This window comes from Peribacillus sp. NPDC097295 (assembly GCF_044761665.1).
Lineage (GTDB): Bacteria > Bacillota > Bacilli > Bacillales > DSM-1321 > Peribacillus.
Map to the genome: position 1 here is coordinate 77,391 of NZ_JBIWCW010000006.1, position 15,327 is coordinate 92,717.

16 protein-coding genes and 1 pseudogene are annotated in these 15,327 nt (G+C 37.6%); 4 read left to right on the forward strand and 13 right to left on the reverse strand.

Features of this window, described 5'->3' with window-relative positions; translation table 11 throughout:
- Window positions 1-216: 216 nt before the first annotated feature.
- From ACIQXN_RS12495 to ACIQXN_RS12540, 10 genes are all read right to left on the reverse strand, one after another.
- On the reverse strand, window positions 217-1,113 hold the full coding sequence (locus tag ACIQXN_RS12495; protein WP_402966795.1) for a DMT family transporter: 897 nt from the start codon (window positions 1,111-1,113) through the stop codon (window positions 217-219).
- Between the two features lie 49 nt (window positions 1,114-1,162).
- Window positions 1,163-1,918, reverse strand: coding sequence for an IclR family transcriptional regulator (locus ACIQXN_RS12500; RefSeq protein ID WP_402966797.1), 756 nt, complete (start codon window positions 1,916-1,918; stop codon window positions 1,163-1,165).
- Window positions 1,919-2,073: 155 nt separating this feature from the next.
- Window positions 2,074-3,063 carry a 5-oxoprolinase subunit C family protein gene (locus tag ACIQXN_RS12505; protein WP_402966799.1) on the reverse strand — a complete coding sequence of 330 codons (990 nt, stop codon included), beginning with the start codon at window positions 3,061-3,063 and terminating at the stop codon, window positions 2,074-2,076.
- Window positions 3,060-3,818 (reverse strand): 5-oxoprolinase subunit PxpB, encoded by a 759-nt coding sequence (pxpB, locus tag ACIQXN_RS12510; protein WP_402966801.1) that lies wholly within the window; start codon window positions 3,816-3,818, stop codon window positions 3,060-3,062. The genes ACIQXN_RS12505 and pxpB overlap by 4 nt, the downstream gene beginning before the upstream one ends.
- Window positions 3,819-3,840: 22 nt before the next feature.
- The gene (locus ACIQXN_RS12515) at window positions 3,841-4,632 is read right to left on the reverse strand and encodes a putative hydro-lyase (protein ID WP_402966803.1); all 792 of its coding nucleotides are present in this window, start codon (window positions 4,630-4,632) and stop codon (window positions 3,841-3,843) included.
- Between the two features lie 59 nt (window positions 4,633-4,691).
- Window positions 4,692-5,831 (reverse strand): NRAMP family divalent metal transporter, encoded by a 1,140-nt coding sequence (locus ACIQXN_RS12520; protein WP_402967125.1) that lies wholly within the window; start codon window positions 5,829-5,831, stop codon window positions 4,692-4,694.
- Window positions 5,832-5,945: 114 nt separating this feature from the next.
- Window positions 5,946-6,704 carry a 5-oxoprolinase subunit PxpA gene (gene pxpA, locus ACIQXN_RS12525; protein ID WP_402966805.1) on the reverse strand — a complete coding sequence of 253 codons (759 nt, stop codon included), beginning with the start codon at window positions 6,702-6,704 and terminating at the stop codon, window positions 5,946-5,948.
- Between the two features lie 403 nt (window positions 6,705-7,107).
- Window positions 7,108-7,896: an ABC transporter permease gene (locus tag ACIQXN_RS12530; protein ID WP_402966807.1), complete on the reverse strand. Its 789-nt coding sequence runs from the start codon at window positions 7,894-7,896 to the stop codon at window positions 7,108-7,110.
- Window positions 7,893-8,798, reverse strand: coding sequence for an ABC transporter ATP-binding protein (locus ACIQXN_RS12535; RefSeq protein ID WP_402966809.1), 906 nt, complete (start codon window positions 8,796-8,798; stop codon window positions 7,893-7,895). Before ACIQXN_RS12535 ends, ACIQXN_RS12530 begins: the two co-directional genes overlap by 4 nt.
- A complete protein-coding gene (locus ACIQXN_RS12540; protein WP_402966811.1) occupies window positions 8,795-9,034 on the reverse strand; it encodes a PLD nuclease N-terminal domain-containing protein in 240 nt (79 codons plus the stop codon). Before ACIQXN_RS12540 ends, ACIQXN_RS12535 begins: the two co-directional genes overlap by 4 nt.
- A gap of 128 nt (window positions 9,035-9,162) precedes the next feature.
- Between ACIQXN_RS12540 and ACIQXN_RS12545 the strand changes: the two genes are divergently transcribed.
- Complete coding sequence (locus ACIQXN_RS12545; RefSeq protein WP_402966813.1) at window positions 9,163-9,702, forward strand: helix-turn-helix domain-containing protein; 540 nt, start codon at window positions 9,163-9,165, stop codon at window positions 9,700-9,702.
- Between the two features lie 146 nt (window positions 9,703-9,848).
- On the opposite strand, the gene mscL is transcribed toward ACIQXN_RS12545, so the two are convergent.
- Window positions 9,849-10,244, reverse strand: coding sequence for a large conductance mechanosensitive channel protein MscL (gene mscL, locus ACIQXN_RS12550; RefSeq protein ID WP_402966815.1), 396 nt, complete (start codon window positions 10,242-10,244; stop codon window positions 9,849-9,851).
- A gap of 254 nt (window positions 10,245-10,498) precedes the next feature.
- Between mscL and ACIQXN_RS12555 the strand changes: the two genes are divergently transcribed.
- Window positions 10,499-10,837 (forward strand): hypothetical protein, encoded by a 339-nt coding sequence (locus ACIQXN_RS12555; protein ID WP_402966817.1) that lies wholly within the window; start codon window positions 10,499-10,501, stop codon window positions 10,835-10,837.
- Between the two features lie 126 nt (window positions 10,838-10,963).
- Here the strand turns inward: ACIQXN_RS12555 and ACIQXN_RS12560 are convergent, their stop codons facing one another.
- Entirely contained in the window at window positions 10,964-12,433 is a 1,470-nt protein-coding gene (locus tag ACIQXN_RS12560) for an MFS transporter (protein ID WP_402966819.1), read from the reverse strand.
- Between the two features lie 344 nt (window positions 12,434-12,777).
- Between ACIQXN_RS12560 and ACIQXN_RS12565 the strand changes: the two genes are divergently transcribed.
- Together ACIQXN_RS12565 and ACIQXN_RS12570 are read left to right on the forward strand one after the other, a co-directional pair.
- Window positions 12,778-13,122, forward strand: coding sequence for a DUF6176 family protein (locus ACIQXN_RS12565; RefSeq protein WP_402966821.1), 345 nt, complete (start codon window positions 12,778-12,780; stop codon window positions 13,120-13,122).
- Between the two features lie 178 nt (window positions 13,123-13,300).
- Window positions 13,301-14,728 (forward strand): aldehyde dehydrogenase family protein, encoded by a 1,428-nt coding sequence (locus tag ACIQXN_RS12570; RefSeq protein ID WP_402966823.1) that lies wholly within the window; start codon window positions 13,301-13,303, stop codon window positions 14,726-14,728.
- Between the two features lie 52 nt (window positions 14,729-14,780).
- Here ACIQXN_RS12570 and ACIQXN_RS12575 read toward each other — a convergent pair.
- Window positions 14,781-15,281 (reverse strand): annotated as a pseudogene (locus ACIQXN_RS12575) (GntR family transcriptional regulator).
- Window positions 15,282-15,327: the final 46 nt, after the last annotated feature.

The following is a 15,327-nucleotide window of genomic DNA, read 5'->3' on the forward strand; positions in this document are numbered from 1 at the left end:
CTAGACAAACATGTTATGTACGGTGGCTACATCGAGGCTGTCTCAAAAAGGGTAGTTAAGCTTAAATTGAATAAATAAAGAGAGGCAGAAATGTTGATTTAACAACACTTCTGCCTCTTCAATTTTGCGTTATTTCACTCAAAAAAGGGACTTATGAGACAGCCCCTTTTGTACTTCTGTAATTTTGATTCATTTTCCCCATTATGAGCTCATATTTTATGCGACGTTTTTCTTTGCTTTTGTGGAACTTTGCCGATTAATCAAATAAATGCTAAGTAAGATCAGGACCATGCCTTCAAGGAGGGAAGTAGTGAATGGCTCACCCAAGAATATGGTTCCTATCCCTACCGCTATTAATGGAACAAGAAAAGTAAAGGATCCTACTTTGCTTGCTTCCCCGGAACTCATTAGATTAAAATATACCGCGGTTGCTAACGCCATACTGAAGATCGAACCGAAAATTATACAGAGTATGTAAGGCCTATTCCACACGATATTTGAAACATTTTCTACCGCCATGCCACTTCCAGTTAGAAATGAACCACCAATGATACTTTGCATTGCAACCAGCCACAATCCATGCACTTGCGTACTTGTCTTCTTAACATAAACGACACCGAATGCCCAACCAATCGCCGTGATAAGTGCTAATAGAATGCCAATATAAGAAATATTACCGTTCATTCCATCCAAGCAAACTAGCACTACTCCAAGAAACCCGATCATTAAGCCAACTATTTTTATAACAGATAAAGTTTCCTTCAACCACATCCATGCTATAAGAACGACTAAAACTGGTTGAAGATAAACTATAACAGAAAATAATCCTGAGGGTAAATATTGGAGACCAATTGTTTGGACACCATTGAAGATGATGGTGTTGAAGAATGCAACGATTACATAGATGTACCAATTTCTTTTCCACTGTATTTTCTTCCATTGAGGAAGGAGAGTGAGAGCTAATAGTAATCCGCCTAATAATGTTCGCATACCTGCATAAAGCAGTGGTGGAGAATATTCGAGTGCCACTTTATAAACAGGCCAACATAAACCCCAAATCATCACAACGAAAGCGATACTAATTGCTGTTACTGGTCGAGAAACTGTATTCATCCTCTACCCCCCTAATGGTAAAATATTCCCCGCTATATGTCTTGTTAATCTATGAAGATTGAAACCCCATTTTCCAAGAAATTTGTTTAGCTGCCTTCGTTACTTTTTCAATCAATTGTGGTAAACGGTCTTCTGTAAAACGAGCTTCAATTCCTGCTACGCTTATACCGGCAATAATTTGATCTTTACCATTAAATATGGGTGCGCTGACGGATTTTGTGTAATTTTCAAGTTCGGATGATGTGATGGTATAACCGTTTTTATTCGACTCTTCCAAAGCCTGCCTTAGGATTTTTTTATCACTGATTGTCCCAATGGCGATTGACTTTAATTCGACTTTTGCTATGTAAGATTCCCGCTCTTCTTCCGGTAAATGGGCAAGAATGATACGAGAGTCACCTGCATAAAGGGGGGAGCGCCTACCAATCGAAGTATATAGACGTACAGGCTGCATCGTATCCACTTTTTCTATATACATGGCTTCATCCGCATCCCTTACAATAAGGTTCACAGCCTCTTCCACTTCATCTCGAAGTTCTTTCATAATTGGGTAAGCGATTGTTCTGATATCTAAACGCTCACTCACTAGTTGCCCAAGCTGCAAGAAAATAATCCCTAGTGAATAATTTCCATCATCATCTTTTGTCAAGAACCCCATCTCCTCTAACGATACAACCATGCGGTGTAGGGAAGTTTTGGGAAGGTCGGAATAGACCAGCATTTCATTAAATGATAGTTTAGGATGATTCAAGAAAAGGGTAAGAATTTGCATCGATTTTACTACCGTTTTATTATGCGCTTGCATGCAATGTCTCCTTTCTTTACGTTCACTTTTACTATCATTTTATTATAAATCATGGATATAATTAAGTAGAGTCTCATTCCCAATTATGTATGAAAGAATAAAAAAAGAAAGTGCTCTCAGTGTAAGAGATACTTTCCTATAACGCTGATGTAGATTTATTGATTTAATTCTTTCAAGGCTAATGAAATTGAAATCTTCAGATTTTTTAGTATTTGTTCTTTTTGAAGATAACATTGCTCGGCTTCTCTTAAAGACACTCTGGAAAACTGAATGGATTCTCCTGGTTTAACTTGAGAAATAAATGGTATATCAGCCGTAATTACTTGAGCAATTTTAGGGTATCCTCCCGTTGTTTGGCTATCCGCAAGTAAAATGATAGGATTCCCGTCTGGTGGAACTTGAATCGATCCATTTGTTACTGCCTCTGACAGCAAATCCCGCTCCTCTTTAAAATCCATTGAAGGACCTGATACTCGATAGCCCATCCTATCAGACTGGTTGGATACTTTAAAAGATTCCTTTTCAAAATCATCTTTACTGGAATCCGTAAAAAATTCATACTGACTTCCTTGTATAAATCGGATAACAGGTTTGCTTTCGGGCATAAAATCTTTACCATTAACAAACCATTTCACTGTAGAGAAATCATTGAACGCGCGCTTCTCTAGATTAAGAGACTCTGCATTCATCTTTATCACATCATCTGCTTGTAACGCTCTTCCCTTATATCCGCCCAGTCCTCCTCTTAAATATGTGCTTTTACTATTCATAACTGGAGAAATGGTGAACCCTCCCGATACAGACAAATAAGCCCGACAACCCGATTTACAACCTCCAAAGGCAAGAATTGCATCCTTTTTCACAAGAATAGGCCTCCACATTGGAATAACTTGGCCATTAACGGTCGGTGTTAAATTCCCACCCGTTATCGCAATTAAACAATCTTTTTCTATTTTAAGAGTTGGTCCCATTAAGGTGATTTCCAGAGCGCCCTCTCCTTCTTTATTGCCAACCAACATATTCGAAATTCGCAGGGAATAGGGATCCATTGCTCCACTTACGATGACTCCGTGCTGCTGATACCCTTTCCTTCCAAGATCTTGGATACTCGTTAATAATCCTGGCTTAATAACACGCATGCTCATTTTAACTCCTCCTTAAGAGCCATTTCTTTATACTCTATAGAAGTAATCGGAATGAATTTCACTTTATCTCCTGCTTGTAATAATGTCGGTGGGGATTCATTCGGTAAAAATAGCCTGGATGGTGTTTGACCAATCAATTGCCATCCTCCAGGTGTGGAAATGGGGTATACGCCTGTTTGCATGCCTGCAATTCCAACGGCCCCCTTAGGTATGCTCATTCTGGGTGATGGTCTCCTAGGCGTCGCAATTTTTTCAGAAAGTCCTCCCAAGAATGGAAAACCTGGTGCAAAGCCAATCATATAAGCTAAGTACTCTCCATTCGAATGGATATGAATGACTTCATCAGTTGTTAAATGATTGAAACGAGCCACGTGTTCTAGGTCTGGCCCAAATTCCCCCCCATAGCATACCGGTATTGTAACCGTTCGTTGGGCCAAGTCTTCATCTTTCTTTACATGCTGTAATTTCTTTTCGATGATTGTCCGAACCACTTCATACGGTGAAACAAGTTCGTCTTTACTCTTTTTCTTTTGTTCATTATAGATCATTAGCGAATTATAATAGACTGTCAAGTTAGTAAAAGCCGGTACACATTCTATGAAGCCTATAAATGGTTCTTCTTCAAGCATGTTCATGAATATTTTTATCTTTTTATGAATGTCAGCATTCATTTCATTTCCAAATGCAATCACGATAGCGGAATCGCCTAATGGAGAAAGTACACCTTTAATATGATCTAAAAGCTTTTCCGGCATAGAACTCATCTCTTTCCGTTTATTATAGAACACCCAATTTTTCGTCACGAATATCCGTTATGAACATATGTCCTGGTGCATGTGTAATCATAAGCGCTGGTTTTGTTTCCATGGCGATGGATTGAGGTGTCACCCCACATGCCCAGAAAACAGGAACCTCACCTTCACGAATGGTGACGGCATCCCCAAAGTCAGGTTGAGTAATGGAAGAAATACCAATTGCCTCCGGATTTCCGATATGGATCGGTCCACCATGAACAGCCGGGAACCGCGATGTAACTTGAGCAGCCCGAACGACATCTTTTTGAGGGATAGGACGCATGCTTGCTACCATGTTCCCGTGAAATATACCAGCATCTATACAAGGAATATTTGTTTTATACATAGGCACATTGCATTCTTCTTCAATATGGCGAATGGGAATATCATTGTTCAACAAGGCATGTTCGAATGTGAAGCTACAACCGATTAAGAACCCCACCATGTCGTCTTCCCAATAATCTGATATATCCGTCACCTCTTCTACCAATTCACCATATTTATAGATTCGATATTTCGGAATATCTGAACGTATATCACCTGCTTCGGCAGCAAACTTAGGAATTGGTGAACCAATTTCGGTCACATCCAATAAAGGACAAGATTTAGGATTTCGCTGGCAAAACAATAAAAAGTCGAATGCATGCTCTTTTTTTAGGATGGCTAAATTTGCTTGCGCATAACCATTAGCCATCCGAGCCGTCGGTTTAATCCATTCATTCTTACGAATCATTGAACGTAATTCAGTAGGGGTTGCTTGTGAAAAATCAATCATATACTAGACATCTCCTATACATACTGGATATTTTTAAAAACCAGTTCGATTCATTATGCTTAAAATAAGGATGGAAGTTGAGTAATTAATGTATAACCACCCATTAATGCCATAACCACTACAACGAATACACCCGAAATCGTTAACCATAATGGATGTTTATAATCACCCACAATGTTCTTTCTATAAGCAGCGATTAATAGTGTTCCAAGAGCTATCGGTAGAATAAGACCGTTTATTGCCCCTACCACAAGAAGCACTTTAACGGGTTTACCAATTAATACAAAGCAGATTGTGGAAAGAACAATAAACCCAATGATAATCCAATTAGCTTTTTTCTCTATTTTTTCACTGAATGTTCTGATAAATGAAACGGAAGTATAAGCAGCACCTACAACTGAGGTTATCGCCGCAGCCCACATAACGATACCAAAGATTTTATAGCCAGCATTACCGGCAGCAAGTTGGAAAACGGAAGCCGCAGGGTTTTCCGAATCAATTTGTAAACCTTTAGAAACAACGCCTAGAACGGCTAAAAATAAAGCAATTCGCATAACGGTTGTTATTAAGATACCTACTACTGAACTTTTTGTAACTTCTGGAAGAGCACCAACACCTTTAACTCCTGCATCTAATAGACGATGTCCACCCGCAAAGGTAATATAACCACCCACTGATCCCCCAACTAACGTAACGATTGCAATGATATCAATCTTATCGGGTGCAAATGTCTTCAATGCCGCTTCCCCTACTGGTGGAGAAGTTGTCCATGCAACGTAAATCATCAAGCAAATCATTACAAAACCAGCGATTTGTGTAAATCGGTCCATCGCTTTTCCTGCTTCTTTCACAACAAAAATTAAAACGGCAATGACGGCACTGATCGCCGCTCCAGTTGTTGGAGATATCCCTGTCATCGCATTCAATCCAAGGCCTGCTCCAGCAATGTTCCCTATATTGAATGCAAGGCCTCCCATAACGATGAGAGCTGCGAGGACGTATCCTAGTCCAGGAAGAACCATATTGGCAATTTCTTGTCCTCTTTTTTCGGATACAGCGATGATCCGCCATACATTGGTTTGAGCAAAGATATCTAGAATAACAGAAATAAGAATGACAAATCCAAAACTAGCTGCCAGACTTTGAGTATACACGGTTGTTTGCATTAAGAAACCTGGTCCAATAGCAGATGTTGCCATGAGGAATGCTGCACCCAACAATAAAGTCTTATTGGTTTTTGGCTTATTCGGAATAGTATGTACTGGTTTATTTTTGATTGGCTCCAATGGAATCTACCTCCTAGATGTCTTTTATTAAGTAAACGAACTAACTGTAATTTGGGATAATTGCAAGGATTTCTTCACATGACTTGCAAAGCTTAATGCGTGAGCCCCATCTCCATGAATACAAATTGTATCTGCCTTTATTGCCACATCAGTTCCTTGCTGTGATAAGACCTTCCCTTCCTTAACCATTGTTATTACTTGTGCTACAGCCGCTTCATCACTTTCAATTAATGCGTCCTTTTCCATTCGAGAAGTCAAGGATCCATCATCCTGATAGGTTCGATCTGCAAACACTTCACTAGCTGTCTTCAATCCAATAGATTGGCCAGCACGTATCAATTCACTGCCCGACAAGCCAAATAATATAAGCTCGGGGTTAATTTTATATATGGCCTCCGCAATGGCTTGTGATAATTCTCTGTTTTTGGCCGCCATGTTGTAGAGTGCTCCGTGAGGTTTAACATGCTGCATCCGCCCTCCTTCTGCTTGCAGGAAACCATTCAATGCACCAATCTGATACACCACGATATCATAAGCTTCCTGGGGGGAAATCTTAATATTCCTCCGCCCAAAACCCATTAGATCTTGCAAACCCGGGTGAGCTCCGATCTTCACACCTTTCTCTAAAGCTAGTTGAACTGTTTTCCTCATAACTGATGGGTCCCCCGCGTGAAACCCGCAGGCAACATTCACAGAAGTGACATAATCTAAAATCTCTTCATCATTTCCTATCTGATAGGCTCCAAAACTTTCTCCTAAATCACAATTCAAATCAACTGTATGCATGGTTTACTTCTCCTTTTTATCGAAAACTCTAATAACTTTTCTCATAAATTGATAGTTTGTCATCCAATAAACCTATACCGAAATTCGGAATTTTTGTTTCACATTTCGGAATTTTCTAAATTATATCATTTGTTTTTCAATTGTACAATGTACCATTGTGATAAAACCTGACATGAAGTATGGTTCAGCAATAATGACCCGTCGCTTTTGTAGGTGATTTTTCCTAATTACAAGTAGACGATAGATCTACAATTGTTTAAACGCTTTGCTTCAGATAGCTTCATTTACTTGAAACACCACCAATTTTAAAAATTCCACCTATTCCTCAAGTGAATCCATAGTACTAACTTAAAATAAAATTTCATATTCAAAAAAAGAACGAATAAAAATTCCGTTTCTCTATTTATTCATGATTGTATTTTTTATGGCTAATCCAATAATTCATTACAAAGAGTGTCAGGAAAATCCAACCATATGTAACTAGTAGATTTACCATCGCGTCAGAATTCACCGACCCCGTCATCAATACTTCCATTGCATGTGTACTCATGCTAGCCGGATTCACCCGGTCAATCACCGGACTCAACCCGACGATAATTCTGCAACCTAGTAAGAATACAATGGAAAGCAAAGCGATAATCCCTTGACTGGAAAAAATCGTACTCATCATGGTTGTGAACGAGACAATGAAAAGGATCCATATAAGATAAAATATTAGTCCACTAACCATCTGTGAAAATGGAACATCTGTAAAAAGAAAATTAACATATAAAAATGAAGCAAAGTATCCAATCGCAACACTAATAGCGGCTATCAAATAATTGGCTGTAATCTTCCCAGATATATATGAAATAACAGAAACAGGCCGTGTTAAAATAAAAGCCAACATGCCATTTGCCTTGTCTGATTGAATAATCCCCATCATCGAGATGACAAGAACCATAAGTCCAAGTTGGTCGAATTGAGATCCTAACGTACTGGCCAATACTTCCCCTCCTCTTTGTTTGGCCATGCTCGGGTCAATTATTATTCCGTGTCCCCCGCCTAATGCTTCCAAAATTGATGGCAAGTAATGGGTTACTATCGGCTGTGTCGCTCCAAGAAATATAAAGACAATCGGTAGCCAAAACACTTTATAATCACGAATCATTTGAATAAATTCTTTTTTTATCAACACAATAAAGTTATTCATTTTTGTACCACCAATTTCAAGAAGATTTCTTCTAACGTATCATGATTGACCTCGAACTTTACGATGTCCACATCATACTCGAGTGCATTTTCCAGTATCATCTTTTTGTTTATTTCGATGTTTTCAACGTTTATTTTGACTTTATGCCCTATGACCTCAATTCCCTTTACATAAGGAAATGTCTTTACGATTTCAATCCACTTTTGATCTTTTGCAGCGATTTCGATCTTTAACTTATTTTCGCGGTGCCGGTTAATTAGTTCAGTGATTGTCGTATCTTCAATCTTTGTTCCATGTTTCATCATGACAAATCGTTCGCAAATTTCTTCAGCGTCACTCAAGATATGGGTTGATAATAAAATCGTTGTCTCCTTTTTGATTTCCTCAATCAGGTTTATTACTTCTCTTCTGCCGATTGGATCTAATGCGGATACCGGTTCATCCATGACAATTAGCGAAGGCTTATGTAGTAATGCTTGTGCAATACCAAGCCGTTGTTTCATTCCTCCCGAGAATGTGCCAACCTTTGAGTTTCCTTCACCACTTAGTCCAACTTTATTCAACATATCCGTTATGGAATTTGCAAATTCTTCTTTATTCAAGCCTGAAAGTTGTCCCATAAACGCAAGGGTTTCATTCGCTGTCATCCAATGAAAGAAGTTAGGGTATTGTGGCAGATAACCGATTTCCTTTTTCATTTTGGATATTTTTTTACCATTCAACAAAACTTCGCCTTCATCCGGAATGATAAAATCAGAAATCACTTTAATTAATGTTGATTTCCCAGCACCATTGGGCCCAATCAACCCGACACATTCCCCGGATTTCAATTCCATCGAGAAATCATTAACGGCTGTTTTCCCTTTAAATGTTTTCGTCACATTTTTGATTTCTAATTTCATGATTTCTCAATATCCTTTCGTCCTATTACAAAGTACAAAATGGGCCCCAATGTATTAGCAAACAAAATAATTATTGTCCAAATGAGAACGTTGTCTCTCGTCTTTCTATGTTTATATAAATCTATTAATGCAATCAAAACTAATAGCACACCTATTGCCATAACCGGCAATATGATAGGCAGAATGGCCATGATATCCAAATCTTTAAGATCATTTAATTCATAGTGCAGTTTCATCTTCAACACTCCTTTTTATTTCATTATCGTTATTGATAATGATAACTATAATGGGAATATATTGCAATACCCATTCTCATTATTTATAATAAGAATAAAATTCATGCTAGCTTAATAAGGAGAATATAATGATTAATAAAGTGGAAGTTTTAATGCATCCCGTCAGGATGAAAATTGCACAGGTATTAATGAGGAATAAAGACAATGGATTGACGCCCTTAGAAATGGTAAAAATCATTAAAAACGTACCGCAAGCAACTCTATATAGACATATACAAACCATGTTGGACTCTGATGTGATTCGTGTAATTAAAGAAAAAAAGGTTAAATCGGTTACTGAAAAATATTACGCTCTTAACGAAATTGAGGCCAGACTTAGTATAGAAGATTGGAAAATAGTTTCGAGTGAGAAGAAACTCGATTATGTTTCTTATTATCAATTATCCCTTCTTACCCAGTATCAAAGTTACCTTAAAAAGCTTGAAGAACAAGACTGCCAAGAGGACGGTGCTACATTTTCTGCAGTAGAATTAAAGATGGATGAGGAACACTTTACACAATTTCAAAATGAATTAAACGAATTAATGACAAAATACTATCAATATACAAGCATTGAAATAGACGCTCCCGTTCGAACCATTGCTATTACCATCATTCCAGACTCCTAAATCATGCTCTTTTTATTGAGAACAAAAATTATATAGAATTAAAAAATACGACTGAACCTGTACATAAATAAAAGAACATGTTTTGAACAAAGTCTGCTCAAAACATGCTCTTTTCCATCAAATCGCGAGTCAGTGGATGAAGAAATTCACTCTCTTTCATTTTCACGTACATTTTTTTGCAAAAGGTCACGAATATCCTTTAAGTATTGCTCGGTAGCTGGTGCTTCGACCACTACCTCTTCTTCTTGCTCTTTTTTCCTAAAAATAGAATTTGCCAACTTCATAAATATAAAAATCGCAAACGAAATAATCAAGAAATCGATTACGGCTTGAATAAATGAACCATATTGAATAACTGCTTTACCGACCGTTATGGACAACGAAGAGAGATTGATTCCTCCTAGTAAAATACCAACAATCGGCATGATTATATTTTCCACTAGTGACGAGACGATCTTTCCAAAAGCTGCACCCATCACTACTGCTATAGCCAAATCAAGCACATTGCCTTTAGCAATAAACTCCCTAAATTCCTTAATCATGGTACCTCACCTTTCATTCTATAAGTGATATAAGCTTATCAAATATAATAGAAAAAATGAACAGGTCTAGAAGCCTCTTTTTTAGCTACTTTGTTAACTTATACTGCTTTAATATATATGATTGAAAAAGATTTTCTCCAGTTAAAGAATCTAAAATTCTACAAATTTATTATCCGAATTGATAAATATAGAGGTTTTAAGGTAGGATTGTCGAATGAATATTAACATAACTGTTTTTAAGGAAGAGTTTGCAAGTGAACAAACGGGGTGTGAGATTGAAAAAAATTTATAAGTTTCTTTTAGGGTTACTGATTGTGGTAGGTATGATTTATGGTTATGTGCAATATAAATTTAATTCTGTTGAAAGTTCTGTGATAGAATTTTTAACGGTTAATGAAGATATTCCGGAACGATCCTTCACTTCAGAACCATTTATTTCAAATTTACCTGGTGATAGAAATCGGATGGTTTTTGTAAAAATTGATGGTGATCCAATAAAATATACCTATTATTTAAATGAACAAAAACAAATAGTGCTAGAATCTTATATTAAAAATGGCGAAGTAGAAGTTGTTAACACAATAATGAATTAGGCGCTTAACTTGAAGGAGAGGTTCTCGAATAATAAAGAAATTAGAGTTGACCTATGATACAGGTACAACTCTAATTTTATATCAAAAACCTAGTTAATATACAAAGATTGTTCTATGCTTTCTCAATCATTTAATACTTAGGTCTGAGAGTTTTTCATTTTTCTCCTTTTTTCGAATATCAAAAAAGATAAAGATTAGAAATGCCGTTAACACAACCCCTGCGAGCATAAAGCCTCCGGTAATTCCGATTTGTAAAAAACCTAGAAGCGACGAGCCGACAACAACACCAATAGAGAAAAACGCATAAAAATATCCATAAGCCTGTCCACGTGTTTCAGGTGTAGTCGATTGTATCAATAGGGTATTAATCGATGGGAATAAGCAGGAAAACCCGATACCGTACAGGGCCATTACAAGGTATAATGTCCACGTCGTTGTCATTTGCCCAATCAGTATTTGGCTGACGGCTAAAACCCCCACGCCAATTAGAAGTGTATAGGCGGGAGCAACTCGGTTAAACAATCGATTTGTCGGTAAAATGAATAGAAGGACCGCTACAACTCCAAACATGCTCATCAATGTACCAGACATTCGGGAACTATAGCCAAGTGATTCTACATGCAAAGGTAACAAATAAGCCAGCGCCCCTTGAGAGAACATTAAAAAGAAGGCTCCCATAAAGGCTTTTTGCACATCACGGTTCCACTTAAAAGAGACTCGCGGCTCTTCTCTTTTTTTCTTCTTGATGTGTATTTTTCGAAACAAGAAAGAGCTAACAAGTAGAATGAACCCAAGGGTACCTACCAAAGAGAAAACATACGGAACGGAAGTCTTGCTCGCCATTATACCACTGAATGCCGGACCAACAATGGCAGCTATCCCCACAAAAGATCCGGTTACGGCACTCTTACTCCCCTGCTCATGTTGTGCTGTCGTGTTTGCCAATAATGTAAATGCTGCAGGTACAATTAGACCACCAAAAAATCCATGGAACGATCGAACAATAAGTAAAGTCATAGGGTCATTAATGAAATGATAGGTAAATAGTGAAGCACTCGTTGTGCCTAATCCAAATAACATCATGGACAATGGACCAACTTTATCCGTTAATATTCCCGAGGCAATATTTCCAAATGAATTCGTAAAAGAATAGATTCCTACCGCAATTCCGGCAATAAATGCACTTGCGCCTACAGAAGTCGCAAATGTACTCATAACTGGGAGCTGGGCAAATAAATCTATGAATGAAAAGAATATAATGCTATATACAATCCATGACGCCTGGAATGGTTTCACCGGATAGCGATGTTGCGCTTTTTTTAAATAGGAATCCAAGATGAAATTCCCAAACGGAATAAAAGCAACAAGTACAGCGGCAAGTGACCAAAAGATAGACCACTGGATTCGAATAGCTGTATATAAAATGGTGCACATATACAACATGAAAATAACCCCGTGTATACTGCCGTTAATCGTCACTGCGAGTGGTAAATCAGCAAAATACTTTAGCGGCATAGCAATAAATAATAATGTCAGTAATGAAATACCATCCATGATTCCTGCTATGCGTAAATAATCTATGGGTGATTGACGCATTTTCCTTCTCCTAACATATAAAATAGTTTCTCTTTTTATCAGACTTTAAGGTTTGGGTGTAATCGAGAGTCATAAATTTAATCATCTATTATCTTATATGACCCTTTCCCTACTCATCAAAACCTTCCGATGTAATTATTATTATTTTATTAAAACAATAAACAAAGTGTGCTATTACTAACTTTCCTTCGATCCCAAGTTAGACTATGTTGAAATGTAACCAACCCCTAGTTCATCCTATCATATCCAGTATACTTCCTTAATGCAGAAGTAAAAATTGTTATTTTTTTAAAAACTAACTAAAATATGTAATGTATAAAAAATAAATCAAATGGGGGAAAAATATGAATGTAGAACTTACAAGATTTAAAGTAAAAAAAGGAAAATCAGGGCAAGTTGATGAATGGTTAGCATTTTTAAACCAAAATATGAATGATGTGCTAATAACGCTTGAAGGTGAAAAGATGTATGTTGAAACCATATTTAGAGAGCTGTTAAATGGTGATGAGTATCTATATTGGTACTCCATACAAGGGGAAAATGGGCTGGAAGTGAACGATTCCGATCACTGGATAGATAAGAAGCATTTAGAGTATTGGAAAGAATGTATCGATGAAACATTTAGACCGGTCGATCTAAAAACCGAAGTAGTAATGATTCCAGACAATATTAGGGAGTACATGAAGTGACCTTGACTTTTGGGGACTTTTTGAAATACCTGCTCCTATCCTTTTTTACCCGTCTATAGTTATGTAATTACCGGTTCCCAAAACACACATCTAAAACAAGGATGTGTGTTTTTAAGTTTATTCGTCATTATACCGGGAAAATACCTTATAAGAAAAAATGAAAAAAGGAGCTGGAAATATGCGTAACTATACACAACAATATATTAATGGCGAATGGGTGGATTCCACAGGTTCTGAAACGATTGATGTTATAAATCCGGCAACAGAAAAAGTAATAGGAAAAATTAGTGCTGGCACTAAAGAAGATGTTGATCGGGCAGTTAAAGCGGCCCGTGCAGCCTTCCCTTCCTTCTCCAGAATGAAAAAAGAAGATAGAATTCAACTTTTAGAGAATATTGCTAAAGAATATGAAAAGCGTAAAGATGATCTGGTTAAGGTTATGACCGAAGAGTTAGGATCTCCTGTTACACGTACTGAACAAGTACAATACGAGATGGGCTTACAACACTTCAAAAAAGCAGCAGAACTTCTTAAAACCTTCGAATTCACTGAGCAACGTGGGAACACATTAATTAAAAAAGAGGCAATCGGCGTGGCTGGACTTATTACACCGTGGAATTTCCCAACCAATCAACCTTCCACCAAACTAGCGAGTGCATTTGCCGCAGGTAGCACTGTCGTTCTTAAACCGGCAGCTATGACACCCTATGCAGCAATCATTTTAGCAGAGATATTCGATAAAGCTGGTTTACCTAAAGGTGTATTCAACTTAGTTAATGGATCTGGATCAACCATTGGGGACGCAATCAGTTCTCATCCCGACATTGATTTTGTTTCCTTTACCGGTTCTGGTGGCGTAGGTACAAAAATCATGGAAAATGCTGCCCAAGATATAAAGAAAGTGTCACTTGAACTCGGAGGAAAATCCCCATTAGTCATTTTAAAAGACGCAAATGTTAAAGAAGCCGCGAAAACAGCTATCTTAAATGTTGCGATGAATACCGGACAAGTATGTACGGCGGCAACCCGGACCCTCATTCCAAAATCGATGCATGATGAATTCATCGAAGCAGTCAAAGAAGCACTGCCAGACTTCCCAGTAGGCGATCCACAAGATAAAAACACCTTTATGGGACCGCAAGTATCCAAGGAACAGTGGGAAACCGTCCAGTCCTATATTAAAAAAGGTACAGAAGAAGGAGCTACCCTTGTAGCTGGAGGACCGGGAAAACCAGAAGGACTGGATAAGGGTTATTTCACCAAAATCACAGTTTTCACCGATGTAAAAAACGACATGACCATTGCTCAAGAGGAAATCTTTGGACCTGTCATGTCCATTCTCACTTATGAAAACATCGATGAGGCCATCGAAATAGCCAATGATACTAAATATGGCTTAGCCGGCTATGTATTTGGTACGAACCCGGAAGAATTAATAAAAGTGGCCTCGAACATTCGAGCTGGCCAAATCACGGTTAACAATTCCAAAACGGACTTTTCAGCACCATTCGGCGGTTTTAAACAGTCAGGAATCGGTCGTGAATGGGGCGATTACGGAATTGAAGAATTCCTTGAACCTAAAGCTATAATAGGTATGCCCTCTTAAGGGACTATGTGGGTGTCCTTAGGGGCACCCAATTTAATTGATTTTACAATTTTTATTTAAAATTGATTCGATTTAAGATTTTTGCTTTTTGATAATGAAATATAGATTTCGAAAATTCAAAGATAGTTCCGTTAGTTAAGCAAACTGTATTTTCACTAATTAACGCTGGATCTAACGCATTAACCTGTAAAACCCTCGCACTTGCTTCATCAATTTTTTTGCAGTTAATTAATTTGTCAGCCTCTATTTCATGTAAATCCATAACTTTTGTCTCTATTATTTTAGATGACAAATCTTGTGTTAAACCCCTAAGACTCCCTAAATTTATATAGTCTGTTACAGATTTTTCTCGTAAAAACATTTCCACTGCCTTGTACTTGATAGATATAGCCTCGATTGACCTACTGAGTAACTGCTTTTTGAATGGTATTTCGGCTCACTTCATAATTTTTTAACAGTTCTTCTTCCGTGGGCAACTTTTTCGTGTCATCAAATTTCCCATCCAAAATTTCCCGTTCTAAACTATCAGCTACTTTTTATATTTAACAGTCATATACTCTCTCTATTATCCGTTCAATCTTTTCAGCCTTTTATACATA